The sequence below is a fragment of the Xanthomonas populi genome, assembly GCF_002940065.1.
Taxonomy (GTDB): Bacteria; Pseudomonadota; Gammaproteobacteria; order Xanthomonadales; family Xanthomonadaceae; genus Xanthomonas; species Xanthomonas populi.
This window is the reverse complement of record NZ_MDEJ01000073.1, coordinates 1-19,594: the sequence shown is the minus strand read 5'-3', so window position 1 is coordinate 19,594 and position 19,594 is coordinate 1. Positions and strand designations below refer to the sequence as shown.

Annotated in this window: 6 protein-coding genes and 2 pseudogenes; all 8 read right to left on the bottom strand. The window is 64.2% G+C overall.

The genetic code is table 11. The annotated features are described in order from the left end of the window. Positions 1 to 34: 34 nt before the first annotated feature. Positions 35 to 1,021, bottom strand: a pseudogene (locus XpopCFBP1817_RS12735) (TonB-dependent receptor plug domain-containing protein); the annotation flags it as partial. A 587-nt stretch (positions 1,022 to 1,608) separates the two neighbouring features. After that, entirely contained in the window at positions 1,609 to 4,020 is a 2,412-nt protein-coding gene (locus XpopCFBP1817_RS12730) for a glycoside hydrolase family 127 protein (RefSeq protein ID WP_128417413.1), read from the bottom strand. A 2-nt stretch (positions 4,021 to 4,022) separates the two neighbouring features. Then, positions 4,023 to 5,267 carry a hypothetical protein gene (locus XpopCFBP1817_RS12725; protein ID WP_128417412.1) on the bottom strand — a complete coding sequence of 415 codons (1,245 nt, stop codon included), beginning with the start codon at positions 5,265 to 5,267 and terminating at the stop codon, positions 4,023 to 4,025. Further along, positions 5,261 to 7,039, bottom strand: a complete 1,779-nt coding sequence (locus tag XpopCFBP1817_RS12720; RefSeq protein ID WP_208619611.1) for a TonB-dependent receptor — start codon at positions 7,037 to 7,039, stop codon at positions 5,261 to 5,263. The genes XpopCFBP1817_RS12725 and XpopCFBP1817_RS12720 overlap by 7 nt, the downstream gene beginning before the upstream one ends. A gap of 343 nt (positions 7,040 to 7,382) precedes the next feature. Further along, positions 7,383 to 9,731: pseudogene (locus XpopCFBP1817_RS12715) on the bottom strand (DPP IV N-terminal domain-containing protein). Between the two features lie 181 nt (positions 9,732 to 9,912). Continuing rightward, on the bottom strand, positions 9,913 to 11,493 hold the full coding sequence (locus tag XpopCFBP1817_RS12710) for a family 43 glycosylhydrolase (protein WP_128417410.1): 1,581 nt from the start codon (positions 11,491 to 11,493) through the stop codon (positions 9,913 to 9,915). After that, positions 11,490 to 15,848 carry an Ig-like domain-containing protein gene (locus XpopCFBP1817_RS12705; protein WP_128417409.1) on the bottom strand — a complete coding sequence of 1,453 codons (4,359 nt, stop codon included), beginning with the start codon at positions 15,846 to 15,848 and terminating at the stop codon, positions 11,490 to 11,492. The genes XpopCFBP1817_RS12710 and XpopCFBP1817_RS12705 overlap by 4 nt, the downstream gene beginning before the upstream one ends. A 57-nt stretch (positions 15,849 to 15,905) precedes the next feature. Then, positions 15,906 to 18,719 carry a TonB-dependent receptor plug domain-containing protein gene (locus XpopCFBP1817_RS12700; protein WP_128417408.1) on the bottom strand — a complete coding sequence of 938 codons (2,814 nt, stop codon included), beginning with the start codon at positions 18,717 to 18,719 and terminating at the stop codon, positions 15,906 to 15,908. Positions 18,720 to 19,594: the final 875 nt, after the last annotated feature.

Genomic DNA, 19,594 nt, shown 5'->3' with positions numbered 1-19,594 from the left:
TCTGGAGCGATTACGCACACTGCCCGAACACGTCTACAACCAGATGGTCATGGGCTGAAAAACGTGGGGATACCTCAGAGGCGGATTCGGTTTTACTGAACCAGGTGTTGACGTAGCCTTCGACGTTGTCGGTGAAACGATAGGTGCCCAGCAGAAAGGCATTGGTGCGCTTTTGCGGGGTCTGCAACAGATTGAACGGCTGATAGTTGTAAGAATCGGCGCTGGCGTTGTAACAGTGGAAATCACCGGGGCCCGCACGTCCGACGACGCCGCGATTGAGGGTGACGCGCGCGCAGCCGTTGGCCTGCGCAAGCTGCGTGGACTGATCCGAGCCATCGTTGAAATTGACCGTACCGGTGGGCGTGGCGGACGAGCCCTGCTTCACCGGTTGCCCGTTGGTCAACGCAAGCGCGTCCTTGGAATAGTCGCGCGCCGCTGCCGAGACCGGGTCGATGTTGTGGTACGACAAACCGGCGATCAGGCTGCCGCGCTCCCAGGTCTTGCCGGTGGTCAGGGCGAAGTTGCGGCGGTTGCCATCGCCTTCGCTGCTGGTGCCGAAGTCGCTGCTGAACTGCACGCCATCGAAGCGCGTGCGCAGGATGAAATTGACCACCCCGCCGATGGCGTCGGAGCCATACACCGCAGAAGCGCCATTGCTGAGCACTTCGATGCGCTCGATCATGGTGGCTGGAATCGCGTTGACATCGTTGTAGGCGAGCCGGATGCCATTGACCAGCACCAGCGTGCGTTTGTCGCCCAGACCGCGCAGCGAAATCGCCGAGGCACCGGTGCCGCCGCCGTTGTTGGTATTCGGGTTGGTGGCGTTGCCGGCGATCGATGGCAGCTCCTGCAGCAGGTCGCCGACGGTGGCCTTGCCGGTGGCGGCAATCTGTTCCTGGCTGACGCTGATCACCGGGTTGGCGGTTTCGGTATCAACGCGGCGCAGGCGCGAGCCGGTGACGACCACGCTGTCGAGCGTCTGCTGCGCATCGCCGCTGTTGTCTGCCTGCTGCGCGTACACGGGGGCCGCCGCGCTTGCTCAAAGCGCCATCATCAGCGCGCTGACAAGCAGGCTAGGTGCCGGATACGAACTCGCAGCGCGGCTGCGGAGGGAAGGCGATAGCGGCAACAGCGACATGCGGAGGGCTCCTGATTGCAACGACAGACAAAACGATGGGCAACACATATACCTGCCGGCTTGCGCCAGCGCGAATCGAAACGGATAACAGCGACACGCGGCAGCGACACGCTTTGCGACGGCCACGCACTGAAGACGCAGACACGCTGCAATGCGCGCAACCGCGAGCGGCCGCGCGACGCTGCGCGCTGTCGGAAGGAGTTGGCCCGCACAGGAGGCGACCATGCGCCCCGATTTCATTAACTGGTCAAAATGTGCCCGTGCGCGTGCGCAAAGTCTTGTCGCATTTACTGAAAGCGCGTGCGGAAAACTGCATGGTCGGCCGCTGTGCCGGACACTGGCTGTCACGCAAAACAGAATGGAGCCGGCATCAAGCCAAGCATGTGCGGCGGGCCGACGCGCACGCCGAGGGCCTCACGGCCTGCCTCGCCATGCGCATGCTGCGACCGTCGACCACCGCGCGCAGTAGCTCAGGCAGGCAGCAACCAGCCGCCGAACAGCGGCCCTGCGGTGTCGCCCTGCTGTGGCTCGATCCGCAAGGTCAGCAGCGGCGCGCGCGTGAGTGCGGGCGGCAGCGGGTAGTCGCGATCGATGAAATCGATGACCTCGCCCCGCTCCACCTGCACGGCGACGGCCAGCTTGCCGTCGACCAGCACGTTGAAGCGGCCCTTGTCGCTGCCCCAGAAGCGCAGCCGCAGGCGCAGCGGCGCAGCGCTGCCTTTCATGCGGAATTGCACGAAGCCCTTGCCGCGCACGTCGCGGCATTGCTGGCGGCGATAGGTGCCGCCGAACGAGGTGTCGCTGGTGAGGCCATGCGCCTGCTCGGAGGCCTCGTCGCCGAACTGGATCGTGTCCACCGCATGGCTCAACAAAGCGCTGCGTTCGGTTTGCTGCTGCGCGCGCCGGGTCTGTTCGAGCGCCCATTGTACTGGCGTCATCCGTTTCAGATACAGCGCGCTGCGCCGCTCGTACTGTGCATAGAACGGCACGAAGCGTAGCGGCTGCGGCCGCACGCTGTGGGCCAGGTAATGCCCCGGCTGCGGCAGGGCGGCGAACTCCGCAAGCGGCGAGGCCGCGCTGACCAGCACCGGATCCGGCGCATCGTAGGGCGCGTCCACCTCGCCCAGATCCGCGGCAAGCGCCAGCGGGCCGCGCATCACCACCACCGTCTGCGGGTCGCCGGCCGCGTGTTCCAGCCGCAGCGGCATCTGCAGCGCCAGCTCGAGCACATCGCCCACGCGCCAACGGCGTGCCACTACCGCATAGCCGTCCACCGCCGCAATCTGTTGTGCCACGCCGTTGACATGCAGCGCAAAGGCGCCCTGGCACCAGCCGGGAATCCGCAGCGACACCTGCCGCGGCGCGCGGCTGCCGGCGCGGGTGATCTGCATCCGCACGTTGCCGTTGTCGGGCACGCCGCTGTCCAGTTGCAGCGCGAAGTCACGGTTGCGCCAGTCCAGCGCCGAGGGAATATAGAGATTGACGTACAGCGTATCGGCGGCATGCCAGTAGATGGAATCGCCGAACTGCGCGTGCGCCTCCATGCCGCTGCCGACACAGCACCAGAACGAATCGAATTTGTCGGAGAAGCCGCGTTCGCCACCGGTAATCATCGGTGTCATGTAGGTGAACATGCCGGTGGCCGGATGCTGCGCGGCCATGGTGTGGTTGTACAAGGTGCGTTCGTAGTAATCGAAGTAGCGCGCCTGCGGCGTCCACTGATACAGGTGGCGGGTCAGCTTGAGCATGTTGTAGCTGTTGCAGTGCTCGCAGGTCTGCTCGGTGAGAAAGCTGGCGATGCTGTCGGGCGCCTGAAAATACTCACGGTCGGCATTGCCGCCGATCACGTAGCTGTAATGGCCGGTGACCGTTTCCCAGAAGAAGCGTGCCGCAGCGGCGGCATCGGCATCTGCGGCCACTTCGAATTGACGCGCGGCGCCGATGAACTTGGGCACCTGGGTGTTGGCGTGATGGTGCGGCAACGCGTCCTTGCCGGCCTGCGCCGGGTCGATCACCTTGTCGTGGCGCAGGCGCTGGCCGATGGCGATCCAGCGCGGGTTGCCGGTGCGCGCGCCCAGTTCCAGGTACGACTCGTTGAGCCCGCCGAATTCGCTGTCCAGCAGCGCCTGCAGCTGGGCGTGGCTGAGTCCGTCGAACACGTCGGCCAGATAGCCGGCCAACGGTTGCAGCACCTGCAACGACTGCGTATTGCCTGCCAGCGCGTCGGCATCGAGCAGGCCGGCGAACAGTTTGTGCACGGTGTACAGCGGCGACCAGCTGCCATTGAGGTTGAACGCACTGGCCTGAATCACCCCGCGGCGCACCTGCTCGAACACCTGCTTGCCCGCTTCGATCTGCTCGTCCGCGTTCTTGCGGGTCAACCCACCCACATAGCCATCGGGATCGCGCGCCTGGGCGCGTGCGAGCTCGCCGACGATATAGTCCACCCGCTCGCGCAAGGCCGCATCGCCGGTCTGCGCCGTCATCTTCGACAGCGCACTCAGATAATGTCCCAGGCTGTGCCCGGCGATGGTGTCGCCCTCCCAGCCACCGTACGCGGGCGCCTTGGCGGGCAGACCGGCGTAATGCAGGAAGTTGTGCAGCAGCCGGTCCGGTTCCAGCTCGAGCAGATAGCGCCGGTTGGTCTGCAGCGAGTCCAGAAACAACGAGGGCATCAGCCTGACCGCCTGCAGCGGTAGCGCGGTCATCGCGCCGGCCTGGCTGGCGGCAACGTCCGCCGGAAAGTGCAGCCAGCCGGCGGCCACGGCCAGTGCGCTCCATTGCAGCAGACGGCGCCGCGCGGCATCGGCAGGCAGGCCGTGATCGCACTGCGCGGGCGCAGGCGGACAGGAAGGGACAGGTGTGGAGGCGTCGTCGTGCATCGTCAGTTCCAGGTGTAGCGCAGGATCAGCCCGGTGGTACGCGGATAGAGTTCGGTCCTAGCGCCGTAGTAGATATCGCGTTGCCAGGTCGGCCGGCCGTCCACCTGCCCGGTGTAGGCGCCATAGAACGGCACCGCTGCGATCTCGGTGTTCTGGTTGAGCAGGTTGCCCACGTTGAGTTCGATCCGCAGCAGTTGCGGCCCCCAGCGCTTCTCGTAGGCGGCATTCATATCCAGTGTCCACCAGCTGGGAAACCGCCCGAGGCTGCCGCGCGAGACCGCCACGCCATTGCAGTAGAACGCCGACAGGCCGGCGTCGTAAGCCGCATTGTCCGGATCCGGATACTGGCTGTAGCACGAGCGCGGCGACCCGCTCTGCCAGGCCGCGCCGAAGCCCAAAGACAGGCCGCTGGCACCGAAGGTATGCGCGGCATTGAGGAGCACCACATGCCGCACATCGGCCGGCAAGGCGCCGCTGCTGCCGGCCGATAGCGAGCCATAGCGGAAGTTCGGCGCGCCCAGCACGTTGCCGTTGGTCTCGCCATAATAGCCCTCGTAGTTGCCGTAGACATGCTTCCAGGTGTAGCCGAACTTGACGAAGAACGGTTGCTCCGGCGTCTCCGGGTGCACCAGTTCCACACTGGCGCTGTCACTCTCGCGGCGCGGCTTGGCCAGCCCGGTCGCACTGCCGGGGATCGTCACCCGTTCGCGCCGGCCATCGCCGTCCAGATCGTTGTCCAGCACCACCGCGCGGCCCGGATTGATCAGCAGGTTGTTGTCGATCTGCGGGTCTGCATACCCCAACGACTGCAGGTAGACATAGGCCGGGCTGGAGAGGTTGCTGTTGAGGTCATTCCAGACCGCGAGCGCCCGCTTGACCGAGCTGTGGTTGAACTCCAGCGTGCTGGACCAGTGCGGCAGCAGCTGATTGTCCTGCAGGTAGACGGTGTAGCTGTCCTGGCGCGCATTGCGCAGGTTGCGCGCGGTCAGCGTGACCGGCTCGCCGATGGTGCTGGCATCGGTGTAGCTGCCGATCTGTTGCGGTGCGACCGGGGTGCCGTCGGGATTGATGCCGCTGTAGGTGTAGGCGGTGTAGACATCGCTGAAATCGTTGAACAGGCTGGTCAGAATCACGCCGGGCACCGGCATGGTGTACAGGCCCGCGCTGGCACCGAGTTTCATCGAGCTGTCGCCGCGCACGTCCCAGGACACGCCCAGCCGTGGCGAGGTGGTATAGGTGCTCAGCACGTGCGGCCATTGGCCAGACGCGCACCGCTGTTGTCGCGCCGCACACCGCCGTACACCACCCAAGCGTCGGCCGCCTGCCAGTAGTCTTCGATGTAACCGCCGCGGTTGACCTGGGTCAGCGGGCCGCCGCTGCTGAAGATGCGCGTCAGCAGCACCGGCGTATTGGCCGGCACCACCAGATCGCCGACCACGGGCCAGTCGTGCGCGCGGCCATAGTTGTAATAGCGGTAATCGCCGTTGCGGCCGTAGACACTGAAGCTGTCGAACGACAGGTCGTAATGCTCTGCGCCCATCTGCAACTTGTGCGCACCCAGCTGCCAGGTGAAATCGGCACGCAAGCCGCGCTTGCGGTAAGCGACCGGCTCCTGCGCATCGCGCAATCCGCTGGCCAGGATGTTTTCGGCCCCGCCTTGTTCGTCCAGGCGCACCGCATACAACCCGGCATCGGAGAAGGTGTTCTTTTCCATATGGCTGAAATAGCCGGCCATCAGCGACAGATCCATGGCCTGGTCGATCTGCCAGCGATAGCGGCCCAGATAGAATCTGTCTTCGCTTTCGAACAACACATCGCGCAGATAGCTGCGCGCGGACTGCGGATTGGACGGCTCTGCCAGGGTGTCGATGCGGGTGTAGTTCTTGCGGTCCGAGTGTGCGGCGGTGAGGTCGAACTGCTGCGCATCGCTGATGACCCAGTTGAGGTTGACGGCCGGGTTGTTGTAGGCCGAGCGCGTGGTGCGCCACTGATCGCCGATCTCTCCGGCCATGAATTGCGCCTGCGCCTGCGGCCGGTTGTTCTGCACTACCACGTTGAAGAACAGGGTGTCGCGTATCAGTGGCCCGGACAGGCTGTAGGTGTTGTTGAACGAGGTCCCGGTCTGGCCGTTGGTGCTCAGATCCTGGTACAGGTAACGGTTGACGCCATCGCGTTGTTCGATCAACGGCGGGCGTACCTTGGGGTTGAGCAGACGCGAGGACGGCAGGCCGATCGAGGAGGCAAAACCGGCACGCAGGGTGTTGTCGCCGGTCTTGGTGGTGGCCGCGACCGAGCCGCCCATCGCGTTGGAATACTTGGCCGATGCACCGTTGGCGATGATCTGTGCCGAACCGATCATGTCGCCCGGTACCGCACTGGCACCGGCGCCGGTGTAGTCGAAGGTGGTGTCGAATTCGTTGATGTAGTAACGGGTCTCGGTCCCGGAGCCGCCATTGAACGAGGCCAATCCCGAGCCCTGCCCCGAGGTGACCTGCGACATGTAGATCAGTGGCAGCTGGGTGAGCAGATTGGCGTAGCTGCCACCATCGGTGGCACCGCTGGTATCCACCCCGGTCTTGCGAAACAGCGTCTGGTTGTATTGGCGTACCAGGATCGGGGTGCTGACATCGATGGGGGTGGTGTTGTCGGACGCGTTGTTGAGTACATCGGCGCGTACCTGCACCGTTTCCAGGCTGCTGGCAGCCTGCCCATCGTCGGCGCCGAAGCTGGCAACGGCGGCTGCGCTGCCGGGCCGGACCAGCACCTCGCGTGCGGCAGTGGTTGCCGCGCCCAGTTGCAGCTCCACCCGATAGGACCCTGGCGCAAGCCCACCCACATTGAACCTGCCATCGGCGTTGGGCGTGCGCGTCTGCATGGCGCCGGTGTCGAGATTGCGCACCACGATGCGCGCCTGTGCGGCCACCTCCGCCGCGACACTGCCATACACCCCACCGGTTGCCTGTTGCGCGCGCAGGCCCGCAACAGGCAGCAATGCGCCGCAGGTGGTCCAGCAGATCAACAACGGGATCGATCGGAATTGCAACCTACGCGGGCTTTGCATGGACCACCTCACTGTGTGCAGCGCAAGCGGATCCGCAGCCATGTCTGCCCACTGAGCGCAGGACACCACGACACCACTGCGGCTGACGGTAACGCGATGACTCCCCCACTGCATCGTGACCCGAGACGGTTGCGCGGTCTTGTAGGAAAGACCGCCTTTTCAAGGCGAAACCGGCGCAAAAATCCGCGTGATTTCGCATATGCTCGCGCATGAATACAGAGCGTGCGGCGGCAGCTGTGTGCACACGCAGGCAATGGCGCGCGGTTGCGCGCGCGGCACTCGCGCGCAGCGCACGGCTGGCCTACGGAGCCTGGGCAGGCAGCGTGCGATTCCAGTCCCGGGTTGGCGATTGCTGCATCCAGCGCAGGAAAAAATCCAGCACACGGCGCTTGCCGTAATCGCCACCAGCGCCGTGGTCGCCGCCGGGTACCACCAGCAGGTCGAAGTCCTTGCCGGCCTTGATCAGGCGGTCGGCCACCTGGAAGGTGCTGGCCGGGTCGACATTCATATCCATATCGCCGGTGACCAGCAGCAGATGGCCTTGCAGCCGCGCGGCATTTTCCACGTTCGACGATTCGGCGTACCACGGGCCCACCGGCCAGCCCATCCATTGTTCGTTCCACCAGATCTTGTCCATGCGGTTGTCGTGGCAACCGGAATTGGCCACACCCGCCACATAGAATTCCGGATGGAACAGCAGCGCGCCCAATGCGTTCTGGCCGCCTGCCGAGGTGCCGTAGACACCGACACCGCCGCCGCCGCCGATGTCGTACCACGGGTACTGCGCGGCGGCGGCCTTATGCCAGGCGATACGATCCGGCAAGCCGGCATCCTTGAGATTGCGCCAGGCCACATCGTGGAAGGCGCGCGAGCGATTGTTGGTGCCCATGCCATCGATCTGCGCGACCGCAAAGCCCAGAGCGGTCAGCGCCGGCACGCGCGGGGTGAAACTCTTCGTCACGAACGAGCCCTGTGGGCCGGCGTAGATGTCTTCGATCACGCGGTTGTGCTGCTGCGCATCCATATGCTGCGGGCGCTGGATCACACCCCAGATCTCGGTCTTGCCATCGCGCCCGGTGGTATGGAACGGCAGCGGTGGCTGCCAACCGGCGGCCTGCAGGCGACTCAGATCGGTACGCTCCACCGTGCGTGCCAGGCCGCCATCGACACTGCGCCGCAACTCCAACACCGGCCCAAGATCAACGCGCAAGTAAAGATCCAGCAACCACTTTCCATCCGGCGAATAACTGACCTGATGGTCGGCGGCCATTGGTGTCAATGCAGTAAGCCCGCGGCCGTCCAGGCCGATGCGATAGGCGTGGCGGTAATACGGGTCTTCGCCGGGCTGCATGCCGGAGGCGGTGAAGTACAACTGCCCTGCGGCCTCGTCGATGTAATCGAGCTTGCGTACCACCCAATCGCCGCGTGTGACCTGGCGGATCGCCTCGCCGCTGCGGCCGTCGTACAGATACACATGCTCCCATCCATCGCGTTCGGACGCCCATAAGATCTGCGCGCCGTCGGCAAGATCGCGCCGCGCATGCTTGCCGCCGTTTTCGTGATCGCCGCTGAGTTCGGAGTATTCGATAAAGGTGGGCGAGGTTTCTTCGATCAAGCTGCGTGCGACAGCGGTGCGTGCGTCCACCTCGATCACACGATACAGCTGATGCCCACGCGCGTTGTATTCGAAGGTGAAACCGCGGCTGTCTTTCCACCAGACCATCTCGCTCAAGGTGAAGGCATTGGGCAGCAGCGTCATCGCGACCGGATGCCCGGCGCGCGTGGCGATGTCGAACACCACCGGCTGCATCACCGGCAACACATCGCCCGGCTTGGGATAGACCTGTTGGTGCAACTTGGGTTGCACCTGATCGGCCGGCGCCGATTCGATGTAATAGACCACGCGCGGCGGCGGCGCCTTGACCCGATACGCGGCCAGATGCTGCGAATCCGGCGACCACACCACGCTGTCGAGCGCGTAGTAATCACCCGCACTGCCGTCGCCACTGAGCACGCTGCGCTCGCCACCGCCCGCCGGGGCGATCACCAGATTGGCCTGCTCCACCCAGGCACGCCAGCGACCATCCGGCGATAGCTTGGCCTCGCGTTCGCCCTGCTTGAGCGGCAGACGCAGATCCATCGACTCGGCCGGCACGTCGCGTTCGGGCACATGCGCGCAGCGATAGCGCGCCAGGTCGCATTGCCAGCCGAAACGTGCCAGTTGGAAGCGCAAGCGCTGCTGTTCCAGGGTGGGCTGCTCCAGCTCCAGCTTCGCTGCATCGACGCGTTGCGCACCGGCCTGCGTCAACGCCGCCGCCAGCCGCGCGTGATCGAACGCCAGCGTATTGCGGCCACTGGCTGCATCCACCAGGCGGTACTCGATGGCCGGTGCCTAGTTGGGGCGTGCCACGCCGCGCCGATAGAGAAACCGCCTCGCATCGACCCACACCGGCGCCGTCGGTTGTTGGTCGACCAGGGACGCGTAGTGATCGGACAGACCGATTGCCTGCGCGTACTGCGCCGGCGTGGGCGTGGGCGCTACCGATGCAGCGACTGCGCTTGCCGACAGCGAGCAGAGCGCGATGCTCAGACACCACGCTGCGATGCGCTGTAACCGGGAAGTCTGTGAGTGGTGCAGCTGTGGCTTCATGCGTTTGTCCGGGGATAGAGCGTGGTCACGATCAGCGTCTGTCATGCACGGTGGGATGAGAGGGATGGGTTGTGGGCAGCGCGGTGAGTACCCGAATCGGCGTGCACCCTGCCCGTACGCCGACGATTGCGTCGCCGCCAGCGTCCACCCAGCATGCGCGCGCCAGCACTTTTCGGCCGCTCTAGCGCGCATCGCAGCGTGTGCTGTCTGCAGCACTGGCCGCAGGCAGACGCTGCGGCTGCGGCGCCAACACTTCCCATTCCTGCACCGCCAGCGCGGCGTGGCGGGTTCCCGCGCCGGACGCATCCAGCACCGCGCGCACGCAGCGCGTGGTCACCGGTGCGAACGACACCGCTTCGTAGCGATCGGTGCGCGTGCCATAGCTGTCGGTCGGCCGCACCGGATGCCATTGCCCGCCTTGTCGAAATTCCAGATGCCAACGCGCTGGCGGCGCCACGCCGATCTCGGCACCGGCCGGCTGATCGGCCCAGAACACGATGCGAGTGCGATCCAGGGTCACCGGCTGCGCCCAACTATATTGAATCCAGTGCTGCGGCGGATTGTCGGGCGTCCAGCTTCCCCACAGTTGCGGTGGCAGCGGATTGGCCTTGACGATGCCGTCGTTGAGCGCGGCCATCCAGTACTGCAGCGCAATGTCCGGGCCGTTGGAGGCAGTGGCGTAGGCGGCAGGCGCCTGATTGCGCTGCGGCGGTATTGGCGGCAGGGGGCGCCGGGTGGGGATGACGGTGCGGATGCTGGCCGGGTGTGTGCTGTCGTCCCACTCCAGGCGATCGATGGCCACGCTGCGGCGGAAATGCCCGCCGCCCTGCGCATCGGCGGTGTGATAGACCAGATACCACTGCTTGTCGAAGGCGACGATGCCGGGGTGCGAGGTGGTCGAAGACACCGGCGGCAAGACGATGCCGCGATAGGTCCACGGCCCCAGCGGCGTCGGCGCGCTCGCATAGGCGATGCACGCGTGATAGAGCGTGGGCGTGCAGGCGGAATCGCGTCCGGCATTGTTGGCCGCATACGCCAGGTAATAGCTGCCGTTGCGCTTGAACAACCAGGGCGCTTCGAAATAGCCCGCCAGCGTGTCCACCCGCACGGGCGTGCCCTTGAAGCTGACCATGTCGCGCTGCAGCTCAACGCCATACAACGCGCCGAAGGTGCCCCAGTACAGATACACGCGCCCATCGTCGTCCACCAGCACGGTCGGGTCGATGTTCTGGATGGCGTTGGGGTTGGGCACCGACTGCGACACCACCGGCCCTTGCGGATGCGCATCGGTCCATGGGCCGAGCGGGCTGTCGGCCACCGCCACGCCAATCGCGAACGGATCCGGGTTGGCTGAGTCGCGTTGCTGCACCGGCGCATACAGGTAATAGCGCCCATCCGGCCCATGCACGATCTGCGCGGCGTAGGCGTAGCGTTTTTCGGCCCAGGCGAACACCTGGTGCGGGCGCAGCACGTCGCGGTAATGCATCCACTGCCCGCTGCCCGGGTCGCTGCTGACGAACAACTGCCAACCCGGCATGACGAAGGCGTTCTGGTCGGGCGCGGCGGTATCGCGCCCGGCCAGGATGTAGAGCTTGCCATCGGCCACCAATGGCGCCGGGTCGGCCGAATACATGCTGCCATCGGCAAGGATCGGGTTGCCGGGCGCCTGCAGGTGTTCGCCTTGTGGTGGCGCTGCGGCACATGCTGGAACACTGGCCAGCGACAACGTACACGCAAACGCGCGGATGAGGATGCCAGTCATGGAGTGACCGCCTTGATCTGTAGCGTGAGGGGAACCGACACCTGCCCGGTAGGTGCACGCCCCTGGGCGGTGCCGATCAACGCGATCTCGCCGGGTTGCGCGTAGCGCGCCGGTGCTAGCGCCGGCCACTGCACCGGCAGCCGCTCGCGCGAGCCGTCGTTGTAGTGCACGGTGACAAAAGCAGGCAGCGTCGGTGCATGCTTCGCCACCGCGCTCACCGCCGGCCAAGCCTGCACGGTAGTGATCTGCCCTGGAGGCGTTGCACGCACCCAGAGGGTGGCCTTGATCGGAATCACACCTTCCACCATGCCTTGTAGCTCCACTGCTCCCTCCCTGCTCAAGCGATCCGCTGGCAACTGCGCCCACTGCACCGCAACAGGCAGCACGCTGCCATCGGCGAAGAACGCGGTGACGTCCTGCGGCAGCGTGGGCAGCTGCCCCGGCGCGGTGCGCAGATCGATCGATTCAAGCTGCTTCGGCAGCTCGGACAGCACCTGCCATTCGTCCACGCCAACTGCCGCATGCCCGCTCGCAGTTGCTTTCGTCATCAGCACTGCGCGCAGCCCGCTTGTCACGACGGGCGCAAAGGGCGCCGTACTCGATGCGCCGCCAGCGGCAATCGGGTAACCCCCGTTGGCCACGATGTCCTGCCACTGCCCGTCGCGCAGGAACTGCAGCTTCCAGCTGGAGGGCGGTGCTACGCCGCCGTCGGGTTGGTCGTCCCACAGCGACAGCGTGCTGGAGGACACCCGCACCGGCCGTGGCCACTGGTACTGCAACCAGACCGACGCAGGCTGCGCGCGGCCATAACTGCCCCAGCGACGCGTGTTGCCCGGCACACTTCCCACAACGGGAATGAAGCCGTCGTTGAGCGCCTCCACGCGGTGATGCGCACTAGTGACCTCGGCGCTGGCAGTGGCCATGCCCTGTAACGGCACCTGCTGCAGTGGCGGCGAGTCGGGCGCATCCACGTGCACATCGGCATGGCCGGCAAGCGCGCCATCGTTGGCCACTAGCCGCAGCGTATAGCGCCCTGCGCGGGTGAAGCGCACCGCCGTGCGCATCGCGGCGCCATCTGCAAACAGCGCTTCACCGCCGTCGGGAGCGTGTTGTGTCTGCCAATGCACGTGCAGCGCGCCGTTGGGCAAGCCGTCATCGCCCACGCGGCCATTCACCACTACGCTGCCATCGGAACCGGGATCGTCCAGCTGCCACGCCTGCAGCTGCGGCGGCCCATTGCCGGCGAGTGCAGGCGCTGGCATACCGCTGTCGAACAGTTGAATTTCCTTGATGCCGGTACGCGCATTACCGGCATGGGTCACCACCACGCGCAGCGCACGCGCGCGGATCGGCGGAAAGCGCACGCGGTTGCGATTGCCTTGCGCAAACGGTGCATCGCGCAACTGCCCCGGAACGGTCTTCCAGCTGCCTCGGTCCTGGTACTGCACACCATAGATCCAAGGCGCGGCGTAACCGGGACGGGTGCCGGACGCAAAGCCGTGTTGCTCGCCAGCAGGCGAAGAACTGCGATAGAAATACACCACCAGCTGGTCCAGTTGCCGTGCTTGGCCCAGGTCCAGCGCAATCCAGTCGCTGGCCGCCGGCGAGCCGGCCGTGCCCCAGAACGGCGTGCTGGCGGTGCTGCCGTCCACCGCTGCAGACGCGGCAAATCCGGTCGCGGCAAAGCTGGCGGTGACACCGGCGCCTTCGGCCAGATTGCGGCTGGCAGTGGCGGGCAGTGACACATCCACACCGGCCTTGGCAAGGGTCTGCGCGGTGCGCGATGTGCTCGCAAAGCGCACCTGCGACATCGACGCCAGTTGCATGGGGTGTGCGTCGAGTACGTGCGCCACACCGTTACGATTGACTGCATCCGGCGCCACACTCACCTTGCCGCTCGCCGGGTCGTAGATCACATGCGCCAGCCGGTCGACGCGAAACGCCAGCCTGTCATCCAGATACACGCTATACCCTTTGCGCACCTTGCCGCCGTAATGGGTACCGCTGCGGTCCCAGACGATGCTCAGATTGCGATCGCGATAGCGCAGGTTCTCGCCGGCAAAATACTCCCAGCCGATATCGATCGGATACAGCTCGATCCTGTCGTCGCTGCGTGGACGCAAGCCCATCGCATCTTCGATCATGGTGAAATTGGTCGCGCCCAATTGGGTGTGGTGGATCCATGAGCGGTAGCCGATCTTGCCGCCGTTCTTCGCACGGCCATTGGCCCAGAATTCGTTTTGATCCGGGTAGCGGTTGTCGCCGCCGATATAGGGCGCCCACGCGTTCCAGTAAAGTAATTTGCGGTAACTCTGCGCGCTCAGATAGGGGCTGGGGTAATCACGCAATGCTTCGCCGAACAGACGGAAAGCCACGGTGGCGTTGATGGTGGAAAAGTTGTTGCTGCCCGCATCGGCGCCACTGCCGCGCGCCTGCAGGTCGACCTGGTTGGCGGTATAGAACGGAAACAGCGGGTACTGCGCCGCATCGGCGAACAGGCGTAATGCGCGCACATACTTGGGGTCGTCGTCGGCATCGCCCTGCTTGGGCATCAAGCCTACGCTGAAGGGGTAGTAGTTGTTGGTTTCCTTCCAGTCCACCGCTAGCCGCGGACCCTTGGCCTGGCGATGCTTGAGCAGATCGCCGTGCAAGCCCACCGAGTCGGCTGAGTCGCTGTGGTCCTGCCACAGCACCTCAACCACCGCTTTGCGGATGCGTTGCGCGATGGACTGCATGCGTTGCGCCGTCGCGGCGTCGCCGGCCAGCAATGCGGCATGCGCTGCGGCCTGCGCGTTGGCATACACGTACGCGCTTTCGGTGCGATCCATGCGGATCTGGCCGTGCTGTTTGGCCCAGTCGAACGACACCGCATCGGCGTCGTTGCCGGTCATCGCAGCCCAGTCGTATTCGATCAAGCCGTTGTGATTGAGATCGTAGGCAGCCAGCACCACGTCCACATCGCCGCTACCGTAACGCGCCAGTTTTTGCGCGAGTGCGGCCGGTCCGCCATGCAACTGCATCGACCGCCAAGCCGAAGCAGTAATGTAGTGCGCATAGGAGTTTGACCAATGTTCCGGCGAGCCGGGATTGTCGGTGTACTTGCCGCCGCCCGCGGTCTCGCCGGCACTGAGCCAGCTGCCGTAGGCATAGAGCGGATCGCGCAGATACTTCAGGTCGTCCAGAAACATGCCGGTGGTCAGCACGATCGCGTTGTTGTAGCCGAGCACGCCTTCGATGGCGACAGGAAACTGATAGTCGTTGCCCGGCACGTTGGCATCGAGAATATTGAAGCGCAGCACCCACCAGCGATAAAACAGGCTCTTGGTGATGTTCTCCTCGGGCGTCTCCAGATAGGGTAGGTTGTCCACCAACCAGCGGTTGTAGCTGCTGACGTGCTGTTGATAAGCCTGCTGCGGCGACTGCGCGGCGATGCGCATATACTCGGCGCGCGCTTCCGGCAATTCGTGCGTCAGCAGGCCCAGTTGCAGTTTCACTGCCTGGCTCTGGCCGGTGGCGGGCACGGCAACCTCGCGTACCAGACGCTGGCCGTCCACCCGAAACCCATCGCCAGACAGGCGCGCAAACACCGTGGTGATCGCGTTGTAGGCATCGAAGGCGCCGGTCAATTCGTTGCCGTCTGCATGCTGCGCCATCGGTGAAAGCGCCTGCACCGACAGCGTGTGCGCAACGCCATCCAGGCTGGACAAACTGAGGTTGGCCACTGCGACATTCTGTTCGGTGATGTACTTGACCAACCGCATGCGCACCCCTGCGCTGGCATCGTCGAACACGCCGCTGAAATAACTGGGCGTCTGGCGACGCTGCGTGGCGTCCTCTTTCCACTGCACCGGTTGCGTGTCTTGGGTGGACTGGATGCGCAGCAGCGCGTCGTAGTCGGTGGCATGCCAGTACGCCACCTGGCCAACGAAGCCGGGTTGCGCAGGTTGGTGATCGGCCAGATACGCGGCGCGTCCGCGGGTGAACAGCCATTGGTTGTTATCGCCTGCCCCACCGCCCTCGCCGTCGCGCGCCAGCATGCGGTCGATCCAGAAATCCTTGCCCGGCGCCTGCCCTGCCCCGCGTGCGAGATCGACAGCATAAATGCGTGCCAATTGTCCGCCAGGCGCGAATGCCACACCACTGTGAGGCACCGGATGCGCGATCCCGCGAAAACGTGGCTCGCCGATGGCTGCGTTGGTCGCCGCAATCGGCGCATCCTGCACTTCATTGGCGATTGCCGACGGCACGCTCAAGACCGCGCACCCCCAGAACAGCGCTGCCGCACCGGAACGCTGCACCAAGCCCAGCAAGCGCCGGTGCCGATACAGCAACGACATCATGCCGGATCTGGGCATGCGCAGGCTGCTTGAACGCTGCCGCCAGGCCACGCGGTCAGCACCTGCATCGGCAATTCAAAACTCCACCCGCACTCTGCTCCAGAAGTAGCGGCCCAAAGTATCGTAGGTGGTGGCATCGGTGTTGGCCGCGTTGGAGTAACTATAGAAACGCGGCGGGGCGCGGTTGGCGACGTTGTCCACGCCGATGGCGAGCGTGCTGTGCAGAGGCGCGATCTTCCGGCTCAACGAGGCGTTGTGGTAGACCACCGACCCGATCGGAAAGTAACGGCAGCTGCCATCGGCTTCGGTGTCGGCGCAGAAATCGTCGTATGCGCTTGCGTTGACGGTACGGCCCAGATAGCGGGTGGTCCAACTCGCATGCCATGGCCCGTTGTCCCAGGCCAGATTGGCCACCGCGCGCCAGCGTGGCATGTTGCCCCAGCTGGAATTTTCGCCAACATAGTTATGCGTTTCGCCAGCAAAACGAAAGCTGGAGAAGAAGGTCGCGTCCAGACCGGCGGAAAAATCTCCCCACGCGGTATCGGCCAGCGTGTAATGGATACCGGCATCGTAGCCGCGGATATCCACCTTGCCGCTATTGTAGGAAAACGGCACCGACACACGGGTCAGTTGGCCGGCCGCATCGCGCTGAATCAACGGGCAGAACGCGGCGTCGCGTCCTGCGAAGCAATCGTTGACCACTTGCTGCAGGCCCGCACCGGACAGCATGTCATCCAGCACCACCCGCCAGCTATCAACATTGAGCGACAAACCGGGCATCTGATCCGGGTCGTAGACGATACCGAAGTTATAGGAGCGACCGCGCTCGGGTTTGAGCTGGAATCCGACATTGTTCGCACCGGACGTCAATACATCGAACTGCGCAGCGTCGCGGAAACTGCCATCGTTGGACACGTTCGCGCAGGCCGGATTGGGCGCGCCAGTGAAACCTTCGCAAGGGTCCTGGAAATCGCCGGTGTTATCGATCACAGCCGTGTACGGCGAGCCATACAGATCGCCCAGCGCCGGCGCGCGAAAGACCTGCGAGCCGGTTGCGCGCACCAGCAGTTTGGCGACCGGCCGCCATTCGATGCCGACCTTGCTGTTGGTCGTGGCGCCCCAGGCGTCGTACTTGGAGTAGCGCGAGCCGAGATTGAGATTCAGACTGTTGGCGAACAGGACCTCCTTCAACAGCGGCACCAGCAGTTCTGCATACGCCTCACGTACCGATTCGTCGCGCCCCTGCTTGAGGATGCAGCCATCGTTGTAGTCGCAATTGCCATCGGCATCGGCCGCCGCCACCTCGCTGCTGGTGCCTTGCGCAAACTTGTTGGTGCGATAGACCAGACCGACGGCGGCCTGCACGGTGCCGGCCGGTAGCTTGAACAGATCGCCATTGGCGCTGAGATCGACAAAGCGCATCTGGCTCTCGTCGATCAGATCCACCGGCCGCTGCGTGCCGCGCAAAGCGGCAATGGTGGCCGGGTCGTTGGGGTTGAAGATATTGATCGGCGTGCAGCCTGCAATCACCGCACCCGGCGCACCGCACTTGACCACCCCATCGCTGTCCAGGAACGAGGCACCCACCGCGTTGTTCAACGCGGACGTGACCGAAAACCCGGTGCGCACCAAGGTGTCTTTGTAGCGCGCATAGCCGGCTGCGGCATCCCATTGCCAACTGGTGCCTTCCACACGGCCGCGCAAGCCGGCCACGATGTTGGTCTGGAACATCGTCGCGGTGTAGACGCCCGTATTGGCCTGCGTGGAGCGCAACAGATAGCGGTCCAATTGATCGCCGAACGGGTTGTAGTAATTGTCGGCCGCGCCGTCCATCTGCATGCCGAACGCATCCAGCCGCGAGGTGGTCTTGCTGCGCGTCCAGAACACATCCATGTAGCCCTGCACGTTCGGGGTGAACTCAAAACTGCCATGCAGCGAGGCGTTGGTGCGCTCGATCGGCGTGATCAGATACTGCGCGTCGTAGACGTTGTAACTGTCGGTCGCGCGTTGATAAGGGCGAAACGCATCTTCATCTACCGCGCCAGGTGCAACACCCTCTGCGGGTGTGAGCACGCGCCCATCGTTCAAGAACGCGCGTGTGTTGCCGCCACGGATTTCGCTGACCTGGCCGTCGAGATACTCCACTGCTTTGGCGGCATACTGGCGATCGCGATTGAACACCGGATTCATCGAATTGCGACTGAGTCCGAAGATCAACCCGCCGCGTTCCCAGGTCTTACCCCACTCCACGCCGAGCGTGCGGCTGTTGGCATCGCCATGCGTGCTCTGTGCGTAATCGACTGTGGCGGCAAAACCGTCGTACTTGTCCTTGAGAATGATGTTGACCACGCCACCGATCGCATCGGAGCCATACACCGACGAGGCTCCATCGGTGAGCACTTCCACCCGCTCCACCATCGAGGTGGGGATCGCATTGACATCCACGCCCGGTGCAGAGGCCACGCTGCTCGCAGGACCGGCCATGCGATGACCGTTGACCAATACCAACGTGCGTTCGGGGCCGAGATTGCGCAGCGACACCAGCGCGCGGCCATGGCTGAAACCGGAGTTGAGCGCGGGGCCGGGCATGAAGCCGGCCATCGCCGGCAATTGCTGCAACAACTGGCCCAATGTGCTCTTGCCGCTGTCTTCGATGCGCTGCCGGTCGACCACGATGACCGGGCTGGCCGTCTCCGCATCGACGCGGCGCAGATGAGTACCGGTGACGTTGATCTGATCCAGGGTCTGCGTCGCATTTTCGGCAGTTTCTGCACGCTGCGCGGACACCGGTAGTGCGGTGACGGACACGCCGAGGACGATCGCCTTGGCCAGCGTGGTGGTCTTGCAAAGCAGGCACTGCGGTGTGGCAGCGGAGCGGCTGGGCGACATCGGGAGTCCTTAGTGCTTTCATAGGGAGAACGGCCCACCTGCGCGCACGGCAAAGCCGCACTGCGATAGCACGCGGTGAGAGATCGATCACGACAGAAACCACGGCACTGACTTGCCGCTCGAACTAGCCGGTATCCACGCAAGACGACGAAGCGGCTCCCCCCCCCCCGAGAGCACGTGCCCGATGACTAACAGGGCAGGAAAAAAATCTTGCGGCAACGGCAAGACCACGTCTTGACGAATTTATCCAGGTTACATGCGGAAATTCGCGTGCTTGCGTGTATTCCCCGGCATACCAGCTCTTGGTGCCGAATAACATGCTGATGGTGAACCGGCAGCATCCTGATTTCTCACGATGCTGATGCGTACGATACCGGCCGCACTGCATCGACAGCTCGATGCGCTGCGCCGTGTCAGCCCGAAGCCATCGAATGCGTTGTGTGCACGACGGCACAGCCTGCATGCGAACTGGATGATGGCTCTGCAGTGTTGCGCATCGGCCGCACGAAGCGTGGATCATTTATCGCGCATAGCGATTCACCAGATTTGGTATAGACGATGCCATTGAGGCGGCGAATTCAACGGCGGCTTCAGCATTAGTTGAAAGGCTATCCAACTCTAATAGCTCAATAGCGGAAGAACGTGTCGCCGAGAGCGGGGGGGTCGCTTGGCTTACGTTTCCGCTTAGTTATCTTTCGCAGGTCTATGTGCTGTACGTCCTTCCATCCAAGCGCCCAAAAAATTCGCTCCGCCATATTCACAAATGTATTAAATTTCGTTCCGATTCTATATCCTGGCGAATTCAACTCTGAATCGCAACGCTGTTGAGGATCTCCTCGGAGAAGACGTCGAGGGGCGTTTTGAATCCAAGTATT